The organism is Stenotrophomonas sp. YJH_SMC_6, from assembly GCF_059371335.1.
Genome location: NZ_JCAFUM010000005.1, coordinates 13189 through 38404, shown reverse-complemented (window position 1 = coordinate 38404; position 25216 = coordinate 13189). Strand labels below are relative to the sequence as shown.

The window sequence follows — 25216 nt, the reverse complement described above, 5'->3', positions numbered from 1 at the left end:
GTGCCAACCTTGGTTGGCACGCAGCAGAGCGCGGCGTTACAGCTTCGCGCGCTGCTCGCGCAGGCCGGCCAGCTGGGTGTTCCAGTCGGCCAGTCGCACGCGTTCCTGCTCGACCACGGCCGGCGGCACCTTGTCGGTGAACTTGGCCAGCTTGGCCTCGCTCTTTTCCTTCTCTGCTTCGACGCGGGCGATTTCCTTGTCCAGGCGCACACGCTCGGCATCGAGATCGACCAGGCCTTCCAGCGGCACCAGCAGCTTCAGTTCACCGACGATCGCGGCGGCGGCTGGCGGTGCGCTTTCGCCTTCGGCCAGCCACTGGATGCTGTCCAGCTTCAGCAGGAACGACAGCGAGGCACTGAAGCGTTCGATGCGCACGCGGTCCTGTTCCAGGCCGGCCTGCAGGCGCAGCGGCACCAGCTTGGACGGGGCGACGTTCAGTTCGCTGCGCACGCGACGCACCGCGCTGATCACCGCCTTCAGCCATTCCACGTCGGCCTCGGCCTGGGCGAAATCGCCTTCGAACTCGGCGGCGGTCGGATACGGGCGCAGCGACAGCGTGGTTTCGGCCAGGCCCAGGCGTGGGGCCAGCTGCTGCCACAGCTGTTCGGTGATGAACGGGGTCAGCGGGTGCAGCAGGCGCAGCAGCGCTTCCATCACGTACAGCAGGGTGTGGCGGGTGCTTTCGGCATCGGCGGCGTCGGCACCGTTCAGCGCCGGCTTGCTCAGTTCCAGGAACCAGTCGCAGAACGCGTTCCATGCGAACTCGTACAGGCACTGCGCCAGCAGGTCGAAGCGGTAGGCGGCGAAGTGGCCCTGCGCTTCGGCGGTGGTGGCCGCCAGCCGCGCGAGGATCCAGCGCTCGGCATCTGTGCGTGGCTTGGGCACGCCGGTGAACGCCGCGCCCTCAGTGTTCATCAGCGCGAAGCGGCTGGCGTTCCACAGCTTGTTGCAGAAGTTCTTGTAGCCCTCGGCGCGGTTCATGTCGAACTTGATGTCGCGGCCGTGGGTGGCCAGCGCGGCGATGGTGAAGCGCAGCGCATCGGCACCGTGGGCGGCGATGCCGTCCGGGAATTCCTTGCGGGTGGCCTTCTCGATCTTCTCAACCATCTTCGGCTGCATCAGACCGCCGGTGCGCTTGGCGACCAGGTCGTCGATGGTGATGCCGTCGATGATGTCCAGCGGGTCGAGCACGTTGCCCTTGCTCTTGGACATCTTCTGGCCCTGGCCGTCGCGGATCAGGCCGGTGAAGTAGACGTCCTTGAACGGGATCTTCCCGACCAGGTTGTCGGTGGCCATGATCATGCGCGCCACCCAGAAGAAGATGATGTCGAAGCCGGTGATCAGCACCGACGACGGCAGGTAGCGGTCGAAGCCGCGCTCGGCCATGGCCTGCTCGTTGGGCCAGCCCAGGGTGGAGAACGGCCACAGCTGCGAGGAGAACCAGGTCTCCAGCACGTCGCTTTCCTGGTTCAGCACCACGTCGCTGCCCAGGTTGTGCTTCGCCCGCACTTCCTCTTCGCTGCGACCGACGTAGCAGCTGCCGGTGGCTTCGTCGAACCACGCCGGAATGCGGTGGCCCCACCACAGCTGGCGACTGATGCACCAGTCCTGGATGTTGTTCATCCAGTGGCGGTAAGTGTTGATCCAGTTCGGCGGCACGAAGGAAATGCTTCCATTCTCGACCAGTTCCAGGCCGCGCTTGGCCAGGTCGTCCATCTTCACGAACCACTGGTCGGTCAGGTACGGCTCGATCACCTGGCCGGTGCGGTCACCGCGCGGCACCTGCAGCTTGTGCGCCTTGGTCTCGACAAGGATGCCCAGGTCTTCCAGTTCGGCCAGCACGGCCTTGCGCGCGGCGTAGCGGTCCAGACCCTGGAAACGCTCCGGCGCGTTTTCGTTCAGCGCTGCCACCGGGGTGAACAGGTTGATCATCGGCAGGCTGTGGCGCACGCCCACTTCGTAGTCGTTGAAATCATGCGCTGGGGTGACCTTGACCACGCCGGTGCCGAACGCGCGGTCCACGTAGTCGTCGGCGATCACCGGCACGCGGCGGCCGGTCAGCGGCAGCACCACGCTCTTGCCGATCAGGTGCGCGTAGCGCTTGTCTTCCGGGTGCACCATCACCGCGGTATCGCCCAGCAGGGTTTCCGGGCGGGTGGTGGCGACCACCAGGTAGTCGCGGGTTTCGCGCAGGGTTTCCACGCCGTCGGCATCGCGCTCGACGTGCTCGTAGCTCAGGCCCTCATCCAGCGTGTAGGCGATCGACCACAGGAAGCCGTCTTCCTCGGCGCTCTCCACTTCCAGGTCGGAAATGGCGGTCTTCAGCACCGGGTCCCAGTTGACCAGGCGCTGGCCGCGGTAGATCAGGCCCTGCTCGTACCAGCGCACGAAGGCTTCGTTGACTGCCGCCGACGGCTGCGGGTCCATGGTGAAGGTGCTGCGCGACCAGTCGGCGGAGGTGCCGAGGCGGCGCATCTGGCGCTCGATGGTATCGCCGGACTGCTGCTTCCACTCCCAGACCTTGCCGATGAAGCCTTCGCGGCCCAGCGAATCACGGGTCTCGCCCTTGCCTTCCAGCGCCAGGTTGCGGCTGACCACCATTTCGGTGGCGATGCCGGCGTGGTCGGTACCGACCTGCCACAGCGTGTCGTAGCCGCGCATGCGGTGGTAGCGCACCAGCGCGTCCATCAGGGTCTGCTGGAACGCATGGCCCATGTGCAGCGTGCCGGTCACGTTCGGCGGCGGCAGCAGGATGGTGTACGGCTCGCCCGTGCCGGACGGCTTGAAGTGGCCGGCCTTCTCCCAGGCCTCGTAGAGGTCGGTCTCGAAGGACTTCGGGTCGTAGCTGGAGGCGAGTTGGGTCATGCGGGGGAACCAGGAGGTAATCGTTGAAGGATCAGGGCGCGGCGGCGGCCCATCAAGGGGGCCGGGGCGCGCTTACATGTCGTGCTTGTTCAGCTCGTAACCGGCGGCCTTGTACTGGCGCCAGCGTTCGCGCAGCGGTTCGCGCGCTTCCGGATCGGCCGGGACCACTTCCAGCACGCGTTCGCACTGGCCCAGCCAGGGTTCATCGCGCAGGTTGATCACCAGCGGGCGTGCCGGCGCGTCGGTGCCGGGTACGGCGATCAGCACCAGGGCCTCTTCCTCGTCCATGTCTTCGCCGGCGATCTGGTGCGGGATGTAGGCATCGTTGTCGAACGCCCACAGCAGCTCGTCCAGCTCCTCGGCCTGGGCCTGGTCGCGGGCCAGCACCAGGGTGAACAACCCGGCGTCGTTGGCCTTGCGCGCCAGTTCGCAGACCAGGCGCAGCGGCTCGGTCAGGAAGCGGGGCTTGGCGATCAGGTAGAAGTCGGCGCGGGGCATGGCAGGATCCGGGTCAGGCAGGGGCCCGGCGGTGCCGGGCGAGGCCCTGGCCAGCGGGGGCCGGCCAGGGTCGGGTACGGCATCAGGCGCGTGCGGCCTGGTCCAGCAGCCACTGGCTCAGCAGGCCGACCGGGCGGCCGGTGGCCATGCCACGCTTGCCTTCATCGCTGGCCACGCCGGCGATGTCCAGATGGGCCCAGCGCTGGCCTTCGGTGAAGCGCGACAGGAAGCAGCCCGCGGTGATCGCGCCGGCCCAGCGGCCGCCGATGTTGTAGACGTCGGCGAAGGTCGAATCCAGCATCGGCTGGTACTCGTCCCACAACGGCAGGCGCCAGGCGCGGTCGAACACATGCTCGCCGGCGGCCAGCAGTTCATTGGCCAGGTCGTCGTGCTTGCTCATCAGGCCGGCGGTCTGGTGGCCCAGGGCGACCATGCAGGCACCGGTCAGGGTGGCGACGTCGACCAGCGCGGCCGGTTCGAAGCGCTGCGCATAGGTCAGCGCATCGCACAGGATCAGGCGGCCTTCGGCGTCGGTGTTGCCCACTTCGATGGTCTTGCCCGACATCGAGGTGATCACGTCGGACGGGCGGTAGGCGTTGCCGTCGATGGCGTTTTCCACCGCCGGCACCACCACCACCAGGTTCAGCGGCAGCTTGGCCTTGACCGCGGCGACGAAGGTGCCGATGACGTTGGCGCCACCGCACATGTCGTACTTCATCTCTTCGATGCCGCCCTGGGTCTTCAGGTTGACGCCACCGGTATCGAAGGTGATGCCCTTGCCGACCAGCACGTACGGCTTGGCGTCGCCGCCGCCGGTCCACTTCAGCACCACCAGGCGCGGGCGGTTGGCCGAACCACGGGCCACGGCCAGCAGCGAGCCCATGCCCAGCGCTTCCATCTGGTGCTCATCGAGAATCTCGGCCTCGGCACCGTCATGCTCACCGGCGAACTTCACGCCCACCTCGGCCAGGTAGGCCGGGGTGCAGTAGTTCGGCGGTAGGTTGCCCAGCTCGCGGGCGAACTCGACACCGGCGGCGATGGCCTGGCCCTGGGCCAGGGCCAAGGCGTCGTCACCGGCGATGGCCAGCTGGGCCAGGCCGGCGTCGTCGGTCTTCTTCTTGCCCAGAGTGGCGGTGTAGCGGTAGGCAGCGTGATCGGCGGCGATCACCGCCTGGCGGATCGCCCAGGCCGCGTCGCGGTCCTTGATGGCCACTTCGGACAGGGTGAACAGTGCGCTGCGGGTAGCGCCCGCTTTCAGCGCGCGCACGGCGTCGCCAACGGCCTTCAGGTACTGCGGCACACCGAAGCGGGCGGCGTCACCGAGACCGACCACCAGCACGCGCGGGGCGGACACGCCCGGCAGGTCGTGCAGCAGGGTGGTGGCGCCGGTCTTGCCGGACAGGTCGCCGCGCTGGGCCAGCGAGGTCAGGCGGCCGCCGCTGGCGGCGTCCAGGGCCTGTGCGGCGGGGGTCAGGGTATGGTCGGCATACGCGCCGACCACCAGGCAATCAACGGCGGCGGCGGCCGGAGCAACGTGGTTCAGGGTGAATTCGAGGGCCATTGAGCAGATTCCATTGGCGAGTCCGTACAATCGCAGGCCGTTTACGCCCAGACAGTAGACTGGGCGGCACCGCGAACGAACCCCAGAGTTTAAACCACCGCCCCATGCTGAAGCTCGACCGATACCTGCTGGGCGATTTCGTCCAGAGTTTCCTGGCTACCCTGATCGTCCTGCTGGTGGTCAGCGTGGGCGGCGTGCTGGTGGACATCCTCGGCAACATCGCCGACGGGCGCCTGCCGGCCAAGCTGCTGTTCTCCCAGCTGGGCCTGCAGTTCATCGCCTACCTGCCACTGATCCTGCCGCTGGCGTTGATGCTGGGCCTGCTGCTGGCGGTGGCCCGTCTCTACCGCGACTCGGAAATGGCCGTCATCACTGCCATTGGCGTTGGCCCCAGGCGCCTGCTGCGGCCGCTGCTGATGCTGGTGGTGCCGGTGGTGGCGCTGGTCGGCGCCTGCTCCTTGTGGCTGGGCCCGTGGGCCGGCCGGGTGGCCGAGCAGATGATCATCGAGGCCAATCGAAGCGTGCTGATGGCGGGCCTGGAGCCGGGCCGCTTCACCCAGCTGCCCAATGGTGGCGTGGTCTACCTGTCCTCGATCTCGCCCGATGGTACCCAGCTGGGCCGGGTCTTCCTGCAACGGCAGAAGGACGATCGCCTGGAAGTGGTGTCCGCCGCAGGGGGGCGCATGTTCTTCGAAGGCGCCCGCCAGCGCTTCCTGGAGCTGGATGATGGCCACCAGGTGGAAGGACCGGTGGCCGGGGGGCTGGATTACCGCCTGGCCACCTTCGCCCGCAACGATGTGGCCCTGCCCGACGGTGCGCAGACCCGTACCGGCGATGATCCGGAGCTGATGCCGACCACGCAGCTGTTCGGCGATGACCGGCCCGAGGCGCAGGCACAGCTGCATCGCCGCCTTGCCCCGCCGTTGATCGCACTGGCGTTTGCGCTGCTGACCGTGCCGCTGGGCCGCAGCTCGCCGCGCCAGCAGCGCTACGGGCGGATGATGCTGGCGCTGATGGCCTACATGGTGGGCACCAACCTGATGTTCATCGGCAGTGGCTGGATCGCCAACGGCAAGATTCCGCCTGCGCTTGGCCTGTGGTGGCTGACCCTGCCGCTGCTGGCGCTGGCGATCTGGATGTATGCACGTGATGGCCGCCTGGGCCGCCCGAAGGGAGCCCGCGCATGAGACTGCGTCCGATGCGTTTCGACCTGTATCTCGGCCAGTCGGTGTTCACCACGGTGCTGCTGACCTGGGCCGTACTGGTGGGCCTGGACGTGGTGATGGCGTTTTCCGGCGAGTTCAAGGACATCGGCAAGAACGGCTACACCCTGGGGCATGCGGCCGCCTGGGTGCTGTATACGGTGCCACGCCGTGCCTACACCATGTTCCCCACGGCTGCGGTGATCGGTGCACTGATGGGCCTGGGCCAGCTGGCCGCGACCTCCGAGCTGACCGCGCTGCGTGCGCTGGGCCTGTCGCGCAAGCGCCTGAGCGTATCGGTGGCCATCGCCCTGTCGTTGCTTACCGCAGTGATGGTGCTCAGCGCCGAGACGCTGGGCCCCTGGGGCCAGGACCGTGCCGATGCGCTGAAGTCCAGTGCCAAATGGGGGCGGGACATCTCCACCACCCGCTATTCCGGTTTGTGGGCGCGCGAGGGCGATACCTTCCTCAGCGCCGCCGGTGGCGAAGAGCAGCTGGTGGGCGACAAGGGCACGCGGTTGATCCTGCGTGACGTGCGCCTGTATCGCATCGCCGAGGATGGTCGGATCGCCTCGCTGACCCATGCGGACACGGCCGAGCATGACCGTGACGGCTGGGTGCTGACCGGCGTGCGCCGCGATACCTTCGGTGAACGTTCGGCCACGCGCGAGGAAGTGGCGCGCGAGCCGTGGAACTCCAAGCTGGACGCTGGCGCGCTGGCCACCGGCATCGCCAAGCCGCGCAACCTCAGCGTGGCCGAACTGCGCACCAGCATCGAATACCGCGAGCGCAACGGTCTGGATGCGCGCGACTACGAGGATGTGTACTGGAGCCGCTGGTTCTACCCGGTGAACGTGCTGGCGCTGTGCCTGGCGGCGGTGCCGTTCGCGTTCGGCTCGCTGCGCAGTGGTGGCATGGGCAAGCGCCTGTTCCTCGGCATCCTGTTCGCGCTGGGCTTCTGGCTGCTGCAGCTGTTCTTCGGCCGCATGGCCGGCGCGTTGAAGTTCGATTACCGCATTGCCTATGCGTTGCCGCCGATCGTGATGCTGGCGATATCGGGATTGCTGTTCCGACGCAAGTCGGGTTGATTCCCAGGGAGCCGGGCAAGGCCCGGCTGTTTCCGTTTCCACTTCAAGGACGAACATGAGCTTCCAACGCTTTCTGCCGTACATCGCGGCCGTGCTGCTTTCTGCCGGCTGCAGCCGGTCCACCGTCGACTTCGAGATCGACAACCCGACCGATGCACCGCTGACCTTGTCGGTCGACCAGCAAGTGCATACCCTGCCGCCGCACACCTCCATGCCCCTGGTCCTGGAGCCGGGCCAGTACCGACTGCAGAGCGAGAAGATCGGCAGCGTACGCATGGTTGTCTACGCCGATGGGATCGGTGGGTTGATCAACCCGGCCATGGCCGAGTACGTGATCGTCACCGAGCAGTACGTCACCAGCAAGACCAACTCCGGTGGCCTGGCGTCGAAGATCGAACTGAACGACGTGGAGATCGAGGGCCCCTACGTGAAGGCGACCGGTATGTTCATTCCGCGTCGTTGGGACGTTGGGCTGATGGGGGAGCTGCCCGATACGGTGGTGTCCAACAGCCCGGATACCTCGTCCGACTACCGGACCAAGCTCTACAACGTGCCCGGCTTCTTCAAGTACCTGGACGCCGGGGAAGACCTGAAGGCGGCCTTCGGGCCGGGCGGCTACCAGGTGCCGGCGGCATCGGTGGCATTCACCCCGGCCCAACTGCCGGCGCTCCCGGCGGCCTATGAGGCTCAGGGCAAACCGATGCGCGACCTCTATGCGCGCTATCTGGCGGCCACCGACGCGGGGGAGCAGAGGCGCCTGAAGAAGGCCAGCCTGAAGCTGTGGCAGGACTTCGTAAAGACCCGTGCGCAGTTGAGCGGACAGTCGCCGGTGGCCGATGATGTGCAGGCCAATGCGTTTGCGTCCGCCTTCTTCGACCTCTGGACGCAGCCGGCGGTGATCCTGCCGGACCCGGCGCCAGCCGGCTGATCGCTGCGTTGATCGTGTAGAGCCGAGCCCATGCTCGGCTATCGAGTGCATCGCGAAACTGCCGAGGATGGCTCGACGCTACTGGATGCGCATCAGCGCTTGGGCATGCGCACCACGCGGGTGCCGCTGGCGCGGTCGTGCCAGGTCAGCCGCTGGCGGTCAGCCCATGCCCACCAGAATCCCAGGCCGCCCAGCAGCAGCGACAGCGTGCCCACCACGAAGCGCAGCCAAAGCTGCGTGCGTCGCAGGGGCGCGCCATCACTCGATTCCAGCTTCAAGCGCCACGGCCGCATGCCCAGCGTCTGCCCACCACGGCGCCAGCTGGCCGTGGCATACCACCCCGTGACCAGCCAGCACACCGCCCACAGCAGCCACTGCCAGGCGCTGAACGGTGCGATGTTCTCGCGCTGGGCGTGGCCGCTGAAGGTGTAGGCAAGGGTGAACAGGGTGCCGGCCAACATCCACAGCGCCAGCACCGGAAGCGCGTCGTAGACCATCGCCAGCACGCGCCACAGCAGCAATGCACGCGGGCGGGACAGCTCGGTAGTGGCCGCAGGGGCCGTATCAATGGCGGGGCGGGACATGCGCCGAGCATACGCAATGCTGGCCGCATCCGCAGTGGCCCTCGTATCCTGCACGCATGGCCCTTGTTTCCACCCCCGCCGAACGCCGCCAGCTGGTGCAGCAACTGCCCGAGCTGCGCGCCGACGACAGCGTGCGCATCCAGCGCTTCCTCGATGCGATCTGGGCCGAGAACGGCCTGGCCCGCGCCACCCTCGACAGCTACCGGCGCGACCTGGAAGGGCTGGCGCGCTGGATGGATGGGCGCGATGGTGGCCTGGCCGGCATCGAGCGCCCGGGGTTGTTCGACTACCTGGCCTGGCGCACCCGTCATGGCTGGTCGCCGCGCAGCAATGCGCGGTTGCTGTCGGCGCTGCGGGCGTTCTTCGCCGATGGCGTGCGCCGTGGCGAACGCGGCGAGGACCCCAGCGCGCTGCTGGATCCGCCCAAGCTGCCACGATTGCTGCCCAAGGCGCTGGCCGAAAGCCAGATCGACGCGCTGTTGGCAGCGCCGGATATCGACAGCCCGCTGGGCCTGCGCGACCGCGCCATGCTGGAGTTGATGTACGCCGCCGGCCTGCGCGTGAGCGAGCTGGTGCTGCTGCCGGCCACCGCGGTCAACCTGCGCCAGGGCGTGCTGCGGGTCACCGGCAAGGGCAGCAAGGAACGGCTGGTGCCGCTGGGTGAGGAATCGCAGCACTGGCTGGAGCGCTATCTACAGGCATCGCGCCCGCTGCTGGTCGGCAAGGGCAAGGTGCAGGCGCTGGCCGATGGGCAGACCCCATTGTTTGTCGAGCCGACGCTGCATGCGCTGACCCGGCAGGCGTTCTGGCACCTGGTCAAGCGCCACGCGCAGGTGGCCGGCATCGACCCGGCGCGGATCAGCCCGCACGGCCTGCGCCACAGCTTCGCCACCCATCTGCTCAACCGCGGTGCCGACCTGCGCGCGCTGCAGATGCTGCTTGGCCACAGCTCGTTGTCGACCACCCAGATCTACACCCTGGTGGCGCGCGAGCACCTGCAGAAACTGCACGCCCGGCATCATCCGCGCGGCTGAGCCGTGTCCTGAACCCCGGCCCCGGGCGGTACGCGGCGTCGCGGCCCGGTGCCGGTGGCTGTGTCAGAATCCGGGGTCTTCTTCTGTCGCGGACTGCTCCATGCTCCGATTTGCCATCGCCGCCGTGTTCGGTGCGCTCAGCCTGACTGCCTGCGCCCAGCCGGCCCCGCCAGCCGCCAAGGCGCCTGCCGCTGCTGCCAAGCCCGGCCCGGCCGCCAACGCGCCAGCCGACCAGGCCGTGCGCGCCGCGTTGACTGCCCTGAACCCCGGTTTCAAGGTGGACTACATCGGTGCCGCGCCGTTCCCCGGCTTCCGCGAGGTGGTCGTTTCCGGCCAGCTGCTGTACGTGTCCGACGACGGTCGCTACCTGTTCCAGTCGCAGCCTTACGACACCCGTGCCAAGGGCCCGGCCAACAGCGAAGGCCTGCTCGGCTACCGCCGCGATCTGCTGGCCAAGGCCAACCATGGCGACCGCATCGTGTTCGCCGCGCCGAATGCCAAGTACACCATCAGCGTGTTCACCGACATCGAGTGCGGCTATTGCCGCAAGCTGCACCAGGACATCGCCGAGCTCAACCGCAACGGTATCTCCGTCGAGTATCTGGCATTCCCGCGCATGGGCCTCGGCAGCAAGGACTACACCGACATGATCTCGGTCTGGTGTGCGGCCGATCGCCGCCAGGCACTGACCAACGCCAAGCGCGGTGGCAACGTGCCGGCAAAGAACTGCACCAACCCGGTGGCGATGCAGTACGCACTGGGCCAGCAGCTGGGCGTGAACGGCACGCCGGCGATCTTCGCGCCGGACGGCACCCAGCTGGGGGGCTACCTGCCGCCGGCGCAGCTGCGCGCGGCGCTGGAAAAACTGTCGGCCAAGCGCTGATCGGCGCCGACCTTTTCCTGTAGAGCCGGGGATGCGTGTCGCATCCCCGGCTTTTTTCTTACTTCAGGCCATCACTGACCGCCTTGGTCAGCGTGCCCTGCGCATCATCACCACTGAACTCCCAGACGAACGCGCCGCCCAGGCCCTGGGTCTTCACGTAACCCATCTTGCGGGTGATGTTGGCCGGGGTGTCGAAGCTCCACAGCGTGCTGCCGTTGTAGATCCAGGTGGCACCGGCGGTGTTGTCGGTGTAGCCCGGCCACGCTAGGTTCTTCAGCACCTTCCAGTCCTCGATGCCGGCTTCATACGTGGCCGGGGCAGCGCCGGTCGCGGTCTGGTACAGGCCGTTGTTGGCGTTGGCCACACCGGTCCAGCCACGCCCGTAGTAGCCGATGCCCAGGTTGAGCTTGGCGGCAGGCACGCCACGGCTGATGAAGGCCTCGATGGCGTCGTTGCTGTTGTACAGCTTCTGGTCGCCGGTGGACGGATCATTCGGCGAATCGAACAGCGCCGACTGGTGATTGGTCTTCGCATCCCACGCGCCGTGGAAGTCGTAGGTCATCACGTTGATGTAGTCCAGGTACGGGTGGTACGCGGCCGGGTCGGTGACGCGGATCTTGTCGATGCCGGCACCCACCGCCACCGTCAGCAGCAGGCCCGGACGCACTGCATCGAGCTGGCGGCGGAACTCGGCCATCAGCGCGGTGAAGTTGGCGTTGTCTTCCGGCTTGCCGCATTCGATGCCGCACGCCACCGGGTATTCCCAGTCGATGTCGATGCCGTCGAACACGCCCAGCGCGGCACCGGCACCACCGGCACCGTCGGTTACCGGCAGGTTGCCCTTGATGTAGGCATCGATGCACGAGGCGACGAAGGCCTGGCGGTTTTCCGGGCGCGCCGCGCTGGAGAAGCCGCGCGACCAGGTCCAGCCACCCAGCGAGATCAGCACCTTCATGCCGGGGTACTTGGCCTTGAGCTGCTTGAGCTGGTTCCAGTTGCCGCGCAGCGGCTGGTCCCAGGTATCCGCGCTGCCACTGACACTCTCGGCGGCACTGAAAGCCTTGGTGTAGTCGGCGAAGGCATCACCACCGGCACCGCTGTTCGGATCCGACGGCTGGGTGACGCCCACTTCGCAGCGGTTGTTGCGCACGTTGCCGAAGGCGTAGTTGATGTGGGTCAGGCGCGCGGCCGAACCGCTGCTGTCGATGTTCTTGACCCGGTAGTTGCGGCCGTAGATGCCCCACTGGGTGAAGTAGCCGATGACCCGCTTGCCGGTGGTGCCGCCGTCGCCGGCCAGCGTGGTGGCGCTGATCTCGGTGCCCTGCGCGGACGCGTTGCCGGCGTTGTCGCGGGCACGCACACGGTAGCGGTAAGTGGTCGATGCAGTCAGGCCGCCATCGACGTAGCTGGCACTGGATGGTGAACCGACCAGGCTGCCATTGCGGTACACGTCATAGCCGGCCACGCCGCTGCCACCGGTGTTGTCGGTGGACGGGCTCCAGCTGAGCGCGATGCTGTTGGCGGTACGTGTGCCGACCGCCAGTCCGCCCGGCACGCTCGGTGCGGTGGTATCGCCACCGGCGGCGTTGACGGTGATGGTGATGGTCGCGGTGCTGCTGGTGGCGTTGTTGTTGTCGGTGGCTACCGCGCGCAGGGTGTGGCTGCCGGCGCTGGCATTGGTCCAGCTGGCCGCATACGGCGCACTGGTGGCCACGCCCAGCGTGCTGCCATCGCGGAAGAACTCGACCTTGGCGACGCTGCCGTCCGGATCACTGGCGGTAGCGGTCACGTTGACCGTGCTGCCGGCGCTGAAGGTGGCGCCGTTGGCCGGCGAGGTCAGGCTGACCACCGGCGGCTGGTTGGCGCCGCTGCCATCGCAGGCACCGAGGTTGGTGTAGTAGGGCGCACCGGCCGGATGGTCCGGCGGCGCGTTCCAGATGTCCTGGTTCGCCCGATAGAGGACGCCTCCTTTCTGCAGGGTATCGCCGGCCCGGTAGATCTTGGCCTGGTCCCACTGGGCCACGCCGGCACAGCTGGCGGCCTGCGCCAGGCCGGGCAGGGCAGCGGCACCGGCGGCCACGGCAAGCAGCCAGGCCAGGCGGCGGGGACGACAGATTCGGGTCGCACGTTCGGCACTGCGCACAATCGGGTCGTACATGGGTAAGTCTCCGATCAAAGGGCGCGCGGGCCCCGATGGCGCCGCGCGTGACGCAGGTCCGGGCGTCGCCCGGGAAGGCGACGGGTGGGGCCGGACGGAGGTACCTGGGAGGCCGGGGAGAGAGTCCGGCGCCAGGTGGGGACAACGTTGTCATCAATCGCGTGGTCAATCCGTGAGCAAGCGCATGGTTCCGGGATTCGGATGGAGAGCGGCGCTGCGCGCGGTCGGCGGCCATCGGCGGAGCCCCTCGTGGCTGGGGTGGGTCGCTTACAGCGGATTTCTGGGGGTTGGCCGGGCGGGTGGGCTGCGCAGGGGACGCTGCAAGTACGTCCATGTAAGCTCGGTCGCCGCATCCATGCGGCTCACGCCCCTGCGCAGCCCACCCGCCCGGCCACGGACAGGTTCCTGCGCGGTCAGCCACGAAAGACAGAACAAAAAATCAAAAGCAGAAGCCGGTCGCTGCGCTCTTAAATGCCTGACTTCCGACGTTCCCTTGTTGCCGGCCAGCGGCCGGCACTACCGGGGAGCGTCCACGCATGGCGTGGATCTACCGCAGATCGCGGAAATCTGTCGGAGGCGGGGTGGGTCCGGTGGCGGGCGGCCAGATCAGTCCGCGGCATGGATGCCGCGGCCAAGCCCCCAGGGACGGGTTTACGGCGTCCCCCGCCACCGGACCCACCCCGCCATCCCACGGGAACCCAGCTTTTGCTTTGGCAGTTGCTGTTGCCGTTGTCGTTGCCCTGGCCTCGGCGGGTGCCGGGCGCCGCCCGGCCAAAGCCCTTCCCCCGCTTCCGGTACAATGTCGGGCCCGTTTCCCAACTACGGTTCCCCGGACATGATGGTCCTCGAGGGCGCGCCCGCCCTGTCGCCGTTCCGCCGCGAACGTCTTGAATCCCGCCTGCAGTCCATCGCTCCCTCCCTGCGCATCAGCGGTGCCTGGCACGTCTACTTCGTGCAGCCCGAAGGCAGCGCCGCTCCCGACCTCGCCACCCTGTGCCGCATCCTCGAAGCTGCGCCGCAGGCAGAAGCCGTGGCCGACGGCGCGGTCAGCCGCATCGTGGTGCCGCGCCTGGGTACGCTGTCGCCGTGGTCGAGCAAGGCCACCGAACTGGTGCGCGGTGCCGGCCAGCCGGTAAGCCGGGTCGAGCGGGGCCTGCGCATCGACGTGCAGGGCTGGCCGGCCGATGCCGACGTGCAGCAGGCGCTGGTCAAGGCACTGCACGACCCGATGACGCAGTCAGTGCTGGAGACCGTGCAGCAGGGCCAGGCGCTGTTCTCGGCGCCCGCCCGCGGCGAACTGGAACGCGTGCCGGTGGACCAGCTGGAGGCCGCCAACGAGCGCCTCGGCCTGGCCATGGCCCAGGACGAGATCGATTACCTGCGCGAACGCTTCACCGCGCTGGGCCGCTCGCCGTCGGACGTCGAACTGATGATGTTCGCGCAGGCCAATTCCGAGCACTGCCGCCACAAGATCTTCAATGCCAGCTGGACCATCGACGGCCAGGAGCAGGACCGCTCGCTGTTCCGGATGATCAAGAACACCCACCAGCAGACCCCGCAGCACACGCTCAGCGCGTACAGCGACAACGCCGCGGTGATCGAAGGCCATCCGGCGTCGCGCTACCGCCCGGATCCGGCCAGCGGCGAGTACCGTCGTGAACCACAGGTGCCCAGCGCGTTCCAGATCAAGGTGGAGACCCACAACCATCCGACCGCCATCGCACCGTTCCCGGGCGCCTCGACCGGCGCCGGTGGTGAAATCCGCGACGAAGGCGCGACCGGCCGCGGCGGCAAGCCGAAGGCCGGCCTGACCGGTTTCTCGGTCTCGCACCTGCGCATTCCCGAGCTGCCGCAGCCGTGGGAAGCGCCGCGCGCGCTGAACCCGCGCATGGCGCCCGCGCTGGAAATCATGACCGATGGTCCGCTCGGCGGCGCCGCGTTCAACAACGAGTTCGGCCGCCCGAACCTGCTCGGCTACTTCCGCAGCTTCGAGCTGCCTGAAGGCGCCGACCTGGTGCGCGCCTACGACAAGCCGATCATGCTGGCCGGCGGCCTCGGCGCCATCGACCGCATCCAGGTCGACAAGATCCAGCTGCAGGCGGGTGATGCGGTCATCGTGCTCGGTGGCCCGGCGATGCTGATCGGCCTGGGTGGCGGTGCCGCCAGTTCGGTGGCCTCCGGCGAAAGCGCCGAGGACCTGGACTTCGCCAGCGTGCAGCGCGACAACCCGGAAATGGAACGCCGCTGCCAGGAGGTCATCGACCGCTGCGTGGCGATGGGCAGCAACAACCCGATCAAGTTCTTCCACGACGTCGGTGCCGGTGGCCTGTCCAATGCCATCCCCGAGCTGCTGCACGACTCCAAGGTCGGTGGCGTGATCGATCTGGGCAAGGTGCCCACCGATGATCCGTCGCTGTCGCCGATGCAGTTGTGGTGCAACGAATCGCAGGAACGCTACGTGCTCGGCGTCGCCCAGGAGCGCCTGGCCGAGTTCGCCGCGCTGTGCGCCCGCGAGCGCTGCCCGTTCGCTGCGGTCGGCGTGGCCACCGCCGAGGAACACCTGGTGGTGGCTTACGGTGCCGTGCCGGGCCACACCCCGGCCGATGCGCCGATCGACCTGCCGATGGACGTGCTGTTCGGCAAGCCGCCGAAGATGCACCGCGATACCGCGCATCCGCCGGCACCGCGCTGGCCGGCGCTGAAGACCGCGGGTCTTGATCTGCAGGAAGCGGGCCTGCGCGTGCTGGCGCACCCGACGGTGGCCTCGAAGAACTTCCTGGTCACCATCGGTGACCGCAGCGTCGGCGGCCTGACCGCACGCGAGCAGATGGTCGGCCCGTGGCAGCTGCCGGTGGCCGATGTGGCCATCACCGTGGCCGACTTCGACGGCGTGGCCGGTGAAGCGATGTCGATTGGCGAGCGCACCCCGCTGGCCCTGCTCGATGCGGCAGCTTCGGCACGCATGGCGGTGGGCGAAGCGCTGACCAACCTGTGCGCGGCCCCGGTCGATGCGCTGGATGAGATCAAGCTGTCGGCGAACTGGATGGCCGCTGCTGGCCACCCGGGCGAGGACGCGCTGCTGTACGACGCGGTGAAGGCCGTGGGCATGGAACTGTGCCCGCAGCTGGACATCAGCATTCCGGTGGGCAAGGACTCGCTGTCGATGCAGGCGCAGTGGCACGACCAGGGCCAAGCGCACAAGAGCGTGTCGCCGGTGTCGCTGGTGATCTCTGCGTTCGCACCGGTCGCCGATGTGCGCCAGCAGCTGACCCCGCTGCTCGACCGCGACGTGGAAAGCGAGCTGTGGCTGATCGGCCTTGGCGCCGGCAAGCAGCGCCTGGGCGGTTCCATCCTGGCCCAGGTGCATGCCGACCACGGTGACCTGCCGGCGTTCGCCGGCGCTGCCCCGGATCTGGACGACCCGCAGCGCCTGCGTGGCTTCTTCGAGCTGATCCGCGATGCGCGCCAGGCCGGCCTGCTGCTGGCCTACCACGACCGCAGCGACGGCGGTGCCTTCGCCGCGCTGTGCGAAATGGCCTTCACGTCGCGCCTGGGGCTGGACATCACCCTCGATGCCTGGGGCGACGATCCATTCCGCAGCCTGTTCAACGAAGAGCTGGGCGCGGTGGTGCAGATCGCACGCGAAGACCGCGCAGCGTTCGCCGACCTGGTCGAGCGCCATGCACTGACCGAGTGCGCGCAGCGCATCGCCAAGCCGACCACCGCACCGGTGGTGCGCGTGTCGCTGGCTGGCGAGAACCTGGCTGAATGGCGCTGGGAGTCGCTGTTCGACGCATGGTGGTCGGTCACCCACGCGATGCAGAAGCGCCGCGACAACCCGGCCAACGCCGACGCCGAGCGTGAGATCGCCCGTGCCTTCAACGCACCGGGCCTGAAGCCCAAGCTCAGCTTCGACATCAATGAAGACGTGGCCGCCCCGTTCATCAGCACCGGTGCGCGTCCGCGCGTGGCCGTGCTGCGCGAGCAGGGCGTCAACGGCCAGATCGAAATGGCGAACATCTTCGAACGTGCCGGCTTCCGGCCCTTCGATGTGCACATGAGCGACCTGATCGAAGGCCGCGTCGCCCTGCAGGACTTCACCGGCCTGGTCGCCTGCGGCGGCTTCAGTTACGGCGACGTGCTTGGCGCTGGCCGTGGCTGGGCCACCTCGATCCTGGAGCGCAGCGCGCTGCGTGATGCCTTCGCCGCGTTCTTCGCGCGCGAGGACAGCTTCGCCCTGGGCGTGTGCAACGGCTGCCAGATGATGAGCCAGCTGAAGGACATCATTCCCGGTGCCGAACACTGGCCGCAGTTCCGCCGCAATGCCAGCGAGCAGTTCGAAGCCCGTACCGCGCTGCTGGAAGTGGTGGAATCTCCGTCGATCCTGCTGCGTGGCATGGCCGGTTCGCGCCTGCAGGTGGCAGTGGCGCATGGCGAAGGCCAGGCGGTGTTCGACAACGCGGTCGACCAGGCCGCGGCCCGTGTTTCGCTGCGCTATATCGATGGCCACGGCAACGTGGCCAGCCAGTACCCGCTGAATCCGAACGGTTCGCCGGACGGCATCACCGGCCTGACCAGCAGCGACGGCCGCGTGACCATCATGATGCCGCACCCGGAACGCACCCCGCGCGCGCTCAACATGAGCTGGGCCCCGGCGGAGTGGCAGGGTGATTCGCCGTGGATGCGCATGTTCCGCAACGCGCGGGTGTGGTGCGGCTGATCGCACCACACCGCGCAGGCATCAATGCCGTTGCGTATGGAAAAACCCGCCGTTGATCGGCGGGTTTTTTCTTTGCGCGTGTGAAAATCCTGATGCACCCGCGAGTTACATGGATTTTCAGGCGACAGGGTTGCGTCACGCGTCGCTAACAAAATCCTTTCATAAACAGGGAAAAGAGTGAACTGCTTCACGGCACTAGGATTTGTCGTGTCAAAGTCTTGACGATCTGCAAAGTTGCCGTTAACACTTGAACCCCGTTTCAAAATCATTCATTTCGCAGTAACCGGTTGGCGCACGCGCTCGGTTTTCTGTCGCTGCGCGCCGTTCGGCAATACCCCGCAGTAAATCACGCGAATAAACGCCCCCAGGGGACGTTGGGCCGGAAAGCCCAGCGGTGGCGTTGCTTTGCCCAAAACCAGTCCAATCAGGAGCCGTACCGATGAATCGGATTTATCGCAAGGTCTGGAACAAAGCATTGGGTCAGTTGGTGGTGGCCTCGGAACTGGCTTCCTCCGACAGCAGCAGCGGTGGGGTCGTCGACCAGCGCCGCGGTGCGACACAGGCCACGCCCGCACTGCTGGCGGTGGCACTGGGCCTGGTATTGGGATTGGGCATGAGTGGCTCTGCCACCGCACAGTCGGTGCAGATCGGCGGTAGCGCCACCTGCGTGGCATTCAGCGGCAAGCTGCTCGAAAAGTGCCTGATCGAAGGCTCGGCCACGGCCAAGGGCAGCAATGCGGTGGCGATCGGCAGCAACAGCAGTGCCAGTGCGGCCAACAGCGTGGCGCTGGGCGCCGGCTCCAAAGCCACGCGTGCCAACACCGTCTCCGTCGGCGATGCAGGCAAGGAACGGCAGGTCACCAATGTCGCCGCAGGCACGCAGGCGACCGACGCCGTGAACAAGGCGCAGCTGGACGCGCAGGCGCGCGCCACGCAGGCCGCGCTGGCCGACGTGGCCGCCGACGGCAACCGGTACTTCAAGGCCGACGGCGCAGGCGATGACAGCGACGCGGCGAAGATCGAGGGCGAGGGCGCACTGGCCGCCGGTGCCGGTGCGCAGTCGCTGGCCAACGCCACCACTGCCATCGGTACCCAGGCCATTGCTGCAGGCATCGGCGCCAGCGCATTCGGGCAGGGCGCGCTGGCGATCGGCGATGCCAGCGTGGTGGTCGGGCAAAGCGCAGCAGCGTTCGGCCTTGGCGATACCGCCGTCGGTGCCAGCGCGTACGCCGCCAGCGAAAACGGTGCAGCAACGGCACTGGGTGCACTGTCCGAAGCCACCGCCGATGGCGCGACCGCCGTCGGTGGCGGTGCCGTAGCGATGGGCCCCGGCAGTACCGCATTGGGCCGCGGCGCCACGGCTGCCAGCGAAGCCTCGATTGCAGTCGGTGCGTTCAGCACGGCCGTCGGTGAATACAGCACCGCGCTGGGCTCCAATTCGGCCGCGGTCGCTACCGGCAGCGTGGCGTTGGGCGCCGGTTCGCTGGCTGACCGTGTCGATACCGTGTCCGTCGGTGCCGCCGGATATGGCCTGACCCGCCAGATCACCAGCGTTGCCGCCGGCACCGAAGATACCGATGCGGTCAACGTTGGCCAGTTGAAGGATGTTGCCGCAGTGGCCGATGCCACCGCCAAGCGCTTCCAGGCCACCGGCAGCAGCAACAGCGATGCCGGTGCGCTGGCTGAAGGTGACGACGCGCTGGCCGCAGGCGAGGCCGCCAATGCCATCGGCACTGGCACCACGGCGGTCGGTGCCGGTGCCACTGCCGTTGCGCAGAACGCGACTGCGGTGGGCAACAACGCACTGGCCTCGGGCCAGAACAGCGCAGCATTCGGCAACAACGCGCAGGCCAACGGACCGGGCAGCGTGGCCGTCGGTGGCGCTGCGGTGGATGCCAACGGCAACCCGCTGATCACCAGTGGTGGCGTGCCGGTGGTCACCGGCGCCACCAGTGCCGGTGTGGGTGGCACGGCCGTCGGCGCCAGTGCCGATGCCAGCGGTTTTGCCGCGTCGTCCTATGGCGTGGGGGCCTATGCGTCCGGCGCGCAGGCGTCGGCGTTCGGTGCGGTCTCCAATGCCATCGGTGATTACTCCACGGCATTGGGTACGCAGAGCAATGCCACGGGCACCAGCAGCGTCGCCATTGGTGGCCCGGCCGACCTGATTCCCGGCCTGGGCTTCTTCGTACAGACACAGGCCAGTGGTGAAGCCGCGACCGCGGTGGGTGCCGGCGCCATCGCCAGCGGCGACCGTGCCGTGGCCAACGGCAGCCTCAGCGAAGCCTCCGGCGCCGAAGCCACTGCGGTGGGCTACTTCGCCTATGCGCCGGGCGAGAACGCCAGCGCGCTTGGCGCGCAGACCTGGGCCAGTGGTGCGCAGAGCACCGCACTGGGCTACTACGCTACGGCACGCGGCGCCAACAGCGTCGCGCTGGGCGCGAACTCCGAAGCGGTGCGTGCCAACAGCGTGGCCGTCGGCAGTGCCGGCAACGAGCGGCAGATCACCAGCGTTGCAGCCGGCAGTGAAGCCACCGATGCGGTGAACAAGGCGCAGCTGGATGCGGTGGCCAGCACCGCCGACAGCACCGCGCGCTTCTTCCAGGCCCAGCCTGAAGCTGGCAGTGATGCCGGTGCGCTGGCGGAAGGCGAGGGTGCCATCGCGGCCGGTTCGTCGAGCAATGCGATCGGTGCCGGCGCGGTTGCACATGGCGCGGCCGCGTCGGCCATCGGCGATGACAGCGTGGCGGTGGGCCGCAACAGCACGGCCACCGGCAATGGCGGTGTCGCCATCGGTGGCCTGGGCCAGGCCTACGATGAGTTCAACCAACCCATCATCGGTGCAGATGGCAAGGCGCAGCAGGTGGGTACCACGGCCGTGGCCGATGCCACGGCAGTCGGTAGCGCTGCGCAGGCCAGCGGTGCAGCCAGCAGCGCCTTCGGCAATGCGGCCAAGGCCAGTGGTGACAACAGCTTCGCCGCCGGCGGCAAGTCGCGCGCCACCGGCGCGTATGCGGTGGCGGTGGGTGACAGTGCGTTTGCCAGCAGCGATGACAGTACCGCGGTGGGCGGCTACAGCTGGGCCACCGCCAGCGGCGCCAGCGCCTTTGGTTCCGGTGCGTGGGCGACCGCCACCAATGCCTCGGCGTTCGGCAACGCGGCGTGGGCCAGCGGCGCTGGCGCCACGTCGATCGGTTACAACAGCTGGGCCAACGGAACCAGCGCCACCGCAGTCGGCCGTGGTGCCTTCGGCTATGGCGACAACAGCGTGGCGCTGGGCTTCCAGGCACTGGGCAACAGCATCAACAGCATCGCCATCGGCACCAACACGGTGGCCGGCGGCGAAAGTGTGATCGCGCTGGGTGCGGGCAGCAATGCCAGTGCCAGCAACGCCGTCGCACTCGGCGCGGGCTCGGTCGCCAACCGCGCACGCACGGTGTCGGTGGGCAGCAGCGGCAACGAGCGCCAGGTCACCAACGTCGCCGCCGGTACCCAGGCCACCGATGCGGTGAACAAGGCACAGCTGGATGCGGTGGCAAGTACCGCAGCAACCACCAGCCGCTTCTTCCAGGCCAGCGGCAACGGCGACGATGTGGCGGGTGCGCTGGTGGAGGGCGACAACGCACTGGCCGCAGGTGATGCAGCCAACGCCATCGGCAATGGCGCCACCGCGCTTGGCAGCGGTGCCAATGCGCTGGCCGGCAACGCGCAGGCGATCGGCTTCAACGCGCTGGCGACCGCCGCCAATGCCAGTGCCGTAGGCGCCAATGCACAGGCCACCGGCGAATACGCCACCGCGCAGGGTGCGGAAAGCGAAGCCAGCGGTGAGCAGAGTGCAGCGTTCGGCTCGGCCAGCATCGCCAGCGGCGCAGGCAGCACCGCCAGCGGTGCCTTGTCCGAAGCCTCCGGCGAAGAAGCCGTAGCCGTGGGCTACTTCAGCAACGCCAGTGGTAGTGGTGCCACCGCGGTCGGCAGCGAGAGCGTGGCCAGCGGCACGGCTGCGGCAGCGTTCGGTATCGGTGCCGAAGCCACCGGTGGTTACAGCACCGCCATCGGCGGCTATGCACAGGCTTCGGCCTTCAATGCCACCGCTTTTGGCAACTTCGCCAACGCCTCGGGTTCCAACAGCGTGGCGCTGGGCGGCGATTCGCAGGCGTCCGGCGCCTACAGCACCGCCACCGGCCAGGGCAGCCTGGCCACCGGCACCAACAGCGTCGCCATTGGTGGTTCGCTGTTCGGCACGCTGGCCACCGAAGCCTCGGGCAACTACTCCACGGCGGTGGGCGGTGGCGCCTGGTCGGGAGGCATCAACAGCACCGCACTGGGCAATGCGGCGGAATCGCGCGCGGCCAACAGCGTGGCGCTCGGTGCGGATTCGATTGCGGACCGCGACAACACCGTGTCGGTGGGCGGCGGCGGCAACACCCGCCAGATCACCAACGTGGCCGATGGCACGCAGGGCAACGATGCGGTCAACAAGAACCAGCTCGATGCCGTAGCCGCCGCCGCGGAAAAGACCAGCAGGCAGTTCCAGGCCAGCGGCAATGCCGATGGTGAAACCGGAGCGCTGGTGGAGGGCGACAATGCGCTGGCCGCCGGTGATGCGGCCAACGCCATCGGCAACGGCGCTACCGCGTTGGGCAGTGGTGCCAATGCGCTGGCCGCCAACGCCACCGCAGTCGGCATCGATGCGCTGGCGACCGGCAACAACGCGGCGGCACTGGGCAGCACGGCACAGGCCACCGGCGAGGACAGCCTGGCCCTGGGCAGCGGCGCCAGCGCCAGCGAAGTGGGGACAAGCGCAGTGGGCGCGCGTGCACAGGCCAGCGGTGTCTACAGCACCGCCAACGGTACTGAATCCAACGCCAGTGGCGCACAGTCCCTTGCCAGCGGCTTCCGCAGCGCGGCCTCCGCCGATGGCACCACAGCGGTGGGTGGCTATGCCGAAGCGACCGGTCGCCTCGGCACCGCACTCGGCTACGGCTCGGCTGCCAGCGGCGCCAACACCACGGCGGTGGGCTTCGGGGCCGCGGCGGCGGGTACCGGCGCGGTTGCGGTGGGTCAGTCGAGTGAAGCCAGCGGTGCGGAAAGCGTGGCGATCGGCGGCAGCACCTTCTTCGGCCTGATTCCGTCGCGCGCCAGTGGCACCGGTGCGGCAGCATTCGGTGCCGGTGCATGGGCCACCGAGGATTACGCTACCGCCATCGGCTGGAATGCCTGGTCGGCAGGCACCAACGCCACGGCGCTCGGTGCCAATGCCACCGCCAATGGCAGCAACAGCGTTGCGCTCGGTGCCGGTTCCAAGGCTGACCGCGACAACACGGTGGCCGTTGGCAAGGCCGGCAGCGAACGCCAGGTCACCCACGTTGCAGCCGGTACCGAAGCCACCGATGCGGTGAACAAGGGCCAGCTCGACACCGTTGCCAGTGTCGCCGACAAGACCAGCCGGCAGTTCCAGGCCAGCGGCAATGCCGATGGCGAGGCCGGTGCACTGGTCGATGGCGAAAATGCGCTGGCGGCCGGCAATGCGGCCAATGCGATCGGCAACGGCGCGACCGCGCTGGGCAGCGGCGCCAACGCCATGGCCACCAACGCCACGGCGGTTGGCTTCGATGCACTGGCCACCGGCAACAACGCTGCCGCACTGGGCAATGCTGCGCAGGCCAGTGGTGTCGACAGCGTTGCGCTAGGCAGCGGCGCCAGCGCCAGTGAAACCGGCGCCAGCGCCACTGGCGCCGGGGCCCAGGCCAAGGGCCCCTACAGCACGGCCAACGGTGCGCAGGCCACGGCTACCGGCACGCAGTCGCAGGCCAGTGGTTTCCGCGCCAGTGCCTCGGCCGATGGCGCTTCGGCGCTGGGCAGCTATGCCGAAGCCAGCGGCCGCCTGGGTACCGCGGTCGGTTACGGCAGCAAGGCCACCGGTTTGAATGCCACGGCGGTGGGTGTCAGTGCCAACGCTTCGGCTGCCGGCAGTGTCGCACTGGGTGGAGGCTCGGTGGCCGATCGTGCCAATACCGTGTCCGTCGGCAGTGCCGTCAACAACCGGCAGGTCACCAATGTCGCCAACGGTACCGAAATCAATGACGCAGTGAATCGCGGGCAGCTGGACGCCGTTGCGTTCACCGCCAACACCACCAACCGATATTTCCGCGCCAATGGCACGGGAACCGCGAACGCCATCGGTACCGATTCGGTAGCGATGGGCTCGGTGGCCAATGCGGCGGGCGCACGCAGCATCGCGCTGGGTGCCAATGCCACGGTGTCTGCCTCCGGCGCACTGGCCGTTGGCGCCGGTGCGGGTGCGGTCGGCGTCAACTCGGTTGCAATCGGTGCTGGAGCGCGTGCGCTGGATGCCAATGTTGTGTCGGTGGGCAGTGGCAACCCCACCGATGGCCCGGCCACCCGCCGCATCGTCAACGTGGCTGATGGCCGCATCGCTGCCGGCAGCAGTGACGCGGTGACCGGTTCCCAGCTCAATGTCACCAATCAGCGCGTGGGCGCAGTGGAAACCCGCGTCGGCGATTTCGATTCACGCATCGCCACGGTGGAGACCACGGCGGCCAGTGCGGTCGGCTACGACGACGCCAGTCGTGACCGCCTGACCCTGTCCGGCTTCCAGGGCACCACCATCGACAATGTCGGTGCCGGCAGCATCGCCGCCGGCAGCCGCCAGGCGATCAATGGCGGCCAGCTGTTCCAATCGCTCAGCGATGCCGCCAGCTTCCTCGGCGGCGGTGCCAGCGTCGGCATGCAGGGCGTATTCGTGGCACCGAACTATGTGATCCAGGGCGCCACCTACAGCAACGTCGGCGATGCATTGGGTGCGCTGGACCGCAAGGTCAGTGAGATTGACCGCCGTACTGCAGGTGGCACGCGTGCAGGTGCTGCCAGCCTGCGCGCAATGAGTGCCTCCCTGGATGAAAGCGCACTGGCCAGCGTTGCCGAAGCACCGGCGGCGGCCGATGCAGCACCGGCCAGCAGCGCACGCGTGCAGGGCACGCCGACCGCTGCGGCGGCGGGCGCGGGCATCCCGGTGGGCACCCCGGCATCGGGCCTCAACGCGGTCGCCATGGGCGACGGCGCAGTGGCCAGCGGCGCCTCGTCCACCGCCATCGGCCAGGGGGCCAATGCCACCGCTGCGAACGCGGTGGCGCTGGGCCAGGGCTCGGTCGCTGATCGTGCCAACACGGTCTCGGTGGGCAGCGAAGGCAACGAACGCCAGGTCACCAACGTGGCAGCCGGTACCACCGCCACCGATGCGGTCAACAAGGGCCAGCTCGATCGTGGCATGGCTACCGCCAACAGCTACACCGACAGCCGCGTCCAGGCCGTCGCCGACAGCTTCGATGTGTTCAAGGGCGAGATCGACGGACGCCTGCGCCACATGGATCGCCGCATCGACCGCCAGGGCGCGATGAGCGCGGCGATGCTCAACATGGCCACCAGTGCTGCCGGCATCCGTACCCAGAACCGGGTCGGCGTCGGCATCGGCTTCCAGGGCGGTGAATCGGCACTGTCGCTGGGTTACCAGCGTGCGATCAGCGATCGCGCCACGGTGACGTTCGGCGGCGCCTTCAGCAGCGACGACAGCTCGGTCGGCGTCGGTGCCGGCTTCGGCTGGTAAGCCACTCCATCGCGCCGGCGGCCACCCACGCCGGCGCAGCACCTGCAACGAGGGCCTGGGGGGAGGTCACGGCA

General features: G+C 68.2%; 12 protein-coding genes. 7 read left to right on the top strand and 5 right to left on the bottom strand.

Annotated elements, in window-relative coordinates:
* Positions 1 to 36: 36 nt before the first annotated feature.
* The 3 genes from AC5P9N_RS06690 to AC5P9N_RS06680 all read right to left on the bottom strand — a co-directional run bounded on the left by AC5P9N_RS06690 (position 37) and on the right by AC5P9N_RS06680 (position 4924).
* Complete coding sequence (locus tag AC5P9N_RS06690) at positions 37 to 2865, bottom strand: valine--tRNA ligase (protein WP_495223820.1); 2829 nt, start codon at positions 2863 to 2865, stop codon at positions 37 to 39.
* A 72-nt stretch (positions 2866 to 2937) separates the two neighbouring features.
* Positions 2938 to 3363, bottom strand: a complete 426-nt coding sequence (locus tag AC5P9N_RS06685; RefSeq protein ID WP_005408012.1) for a DNA polymerase III subunit chi — start codon at positions 3361 to 3363, stop codon at positions 2938 to 2940.
* Positions 3364 to 3445: 82 nt separating this feature from the next.
* Entirely contained in the window at positions 3446 to 4924 is a 1479-nt protein-coding gene (locus AC5P9N_RS06680; protein ID WP_049441231.1) for a leucyl aminopeptidase, read from the bottom strand.
* 104 nt (positions 4925 to 5028) lie between these two features.
* On the opposite strand from AC5P9N_RS06680, the gene lptF reads away from it, so the two are divergent.
* From lptF to AC5P9N_RS06665, 3 genes are read left to right on the top strand one after another with little or no spacing between them, the layout of a single operon-like run.
* Positions 5029 to 6111: an LPS export ABC transporter permease LptF gene (gene lptF / locus AC5P9N_RS06675; protein WP_012479104.1), complete on the top strand. Its 1083-nt coding sequence runs from the start codon at positions 5029 to 5031 to the stop codon at positions 6109 to 6111.
* The gene (gene lptG, locus AC5P9N_RS06670) at positions 6108 to 7214 is read left to right on the top strand and encodes an LPS export ABC transporter permease LptG (protein WP_005408015.1); all 1107 of its coding nucleotides are present in this window, start codon (positions 6108 to 6110) and stop codon (positions 7212 to 7214) included. Before lptF ends, lptG begins: the two co-directional genes overlap by 4 nt.
* Positions 7215 to 7269: 55 nt before the next feature.
* The gene (locus AC5P9N_RS06665; RefSeq protein ID WP_005408016.1) at positions 7270 to 8142 is read left to right on the top strand and encodes a hypothetical protein; all 873 of its coding nucleotides are present in this window, start codon (positions 7270 to 7272) and stop codon (positions 8140 to 8142) included.
* 92 nt (positions 8143 to 8234) lie between these two features.
* Here the strand turns inward: AC5P9N_RS06665 and AC5P9N_RS06660 are convergent, their stop codons facing one another.
* Positions 8235 to 8726, bottom strand: a complete 492-nt coding sequence (locus tag AC5P9N_RS06660) for an RDD family protein (protein ID WP_099484615.1) — start codon at positions 8724 to 8726, stop codon at positions 8235 to 8237.
* A gap of 56 nt (positions 8727 to 8782) precedes the next feature.
* On the opposite strand from AC5P9N_RS06660, the gene xerD reads away from it, so the two are divergent.
* Entirely contained in the window at positions 8783 to 9760 is a 978-nt protein-coding gene (xerD, locus tag AC5P9N_RS06655) for a site-specific tyrosine recombinase XerD (protein ID WP_049418524.1), read from the top strand.
* Positions 9761 to 9860: 100 nt separating this feature from the next.
* Positions 9861 to 10643: a DsbC family protein gene (locus AC5P9N_RS06650; protein WP_005408019.1), complete on the top strand. Its 783-nt coding sequence runs from the start codon at positions 9861 to 9863 to the stop codon at positions 10641 to 10643.
* Between the two features lie 58 nt (positions 10644 to 10701).
* Here the strand turns inward: AC5P9N_RS06650 and AC5P9N_RS06645 are convergent, their stop codons facing one another.
* On the bottom strand, positions 10702 to 12801 hold the full coding sequence (locus AC5P9N_RS06645; protein WP_099484617.1) for a glycosyl hydrolase family 18 protein: 2100 nt from the start codon (positions 12799 to 12801) through the stop codon (positions 10702 to 10704).
* Positions 12802 to 13636: 835 nt separating this feature from the next.
* On the opposite strand from AC5P9N_RS06645, the gene purL reads away from it, so the two are divergent.
* Positions 13637 to 17521, top strand: coding sequence for a phosphoribosylformylglycinamidine synthase (gene purL, locus AC5P9N_RS06640; RefSeq protein WP_180863374.1), 3885 nt, complete (start codon positions 13637 to 13639; stop codon positions 17519 to 17521).
* Positions 17522 to 17960: 439 nt separating this feature from the next.
* Positions 17961 to 25142 (top strand): ESPR-type extended signal peptide-containing protein, encoded by a 7182-nt coding sequence (locus tag AC5P9N_RS06635; protein ID WP_164212730.1) that lies wholly within the window; start codon positions 17961 to 17963, stop codon positions 25140 to 25142.
* Positions 25143 to 25216 lie beyond the last annotated feature (74 nt).

Bases quoted from the DNA above. Each gene is read 5' to 3' on its own strand.
- AC5P9N_RS06690 (WP_495223820.1), bottom strand. From the start codon at position 2,865: ATGACCCAACTCGCCTCCAGCTACGACCCGAAGTCCTTCGAGACCGAC.
- AC5P9N_RS06685 (WP_005408012.1), bottom strand. From the start codon at position 3,363: ATGCCCCGCGCCGACTTCTACCTGATCGCCAAGCCCCGCTTCCTGACC.
- AC5P9N_RS06680 (WP_049441231.1), bottom strand. From the start codon at position 4,924: ATGGCCCTCGAATTCACCCTGAACCACGTTGCTCCGGCCGCCGCCGCC.
- lptF (WP_012479104.1), top strand. From the start codon at position 5,029: ATGCTGAAGCTCGACCGATACCTGCTGGGCGATTTCGTCCAGAGTTTC.
- lptG (WP_005408015.1), top strand. From the start codon at position 6,108: ATGAGACTGCGTCCGATGCGTTTCGACCTGTATCTCGGCCAGTCGGTG.
- AC5P9N_RS06665 (WP_005408016.1), top strand. From the start codon at position 7,270: ATGAGCTTCCAACGCTTTCTGCCGTACATCGCGGCCGTGCTGCTTTCT.
- AC5P9N_RS06660 (WP_099484615.1), bottom strand. From the start codon at position 8,726: ATGTCCCGCCCCGCCATTGATACGGCCCCTGCGGCCACTACCGAGCTG.
- xerD (WP_049418524.1), top strand. From the start codon at position 8,783: ATGGCCCTTGTTTCCACCCCCGCCGAACGCCGCCAGCTGGTGCAGCAA.
- AC5P9N_RS06650 (WP_005408019.1), top strand. From the start codon at position 9,861: ATGCTCCGATTTGCCATCGCCGCCGTGTTCGGTGCGCTCAGCCTGACT.
- AC5P9N_RS06645 (WP_099484617.1), bottom strand. From the start codon at position 12,801: ATGTACGACCCGATTGTGCGCAGTGCCGAACGTGCGACCCGAATCTGT.
- purL (WP_180863374.1), top strand. From the start codon at position 13,637: ATGATGGTCCTCGAGGGCGCGCCCGCCCTGTCGCCGTTCCGCCGCGAA.
- AC5P9N_RS06635 (WP_164212730.1), top strand. From the start codon at position 17,961: ATGAATCGGATTTATCGCAAGGTCTGGAACAAAGCATTGGGTCAGTTG.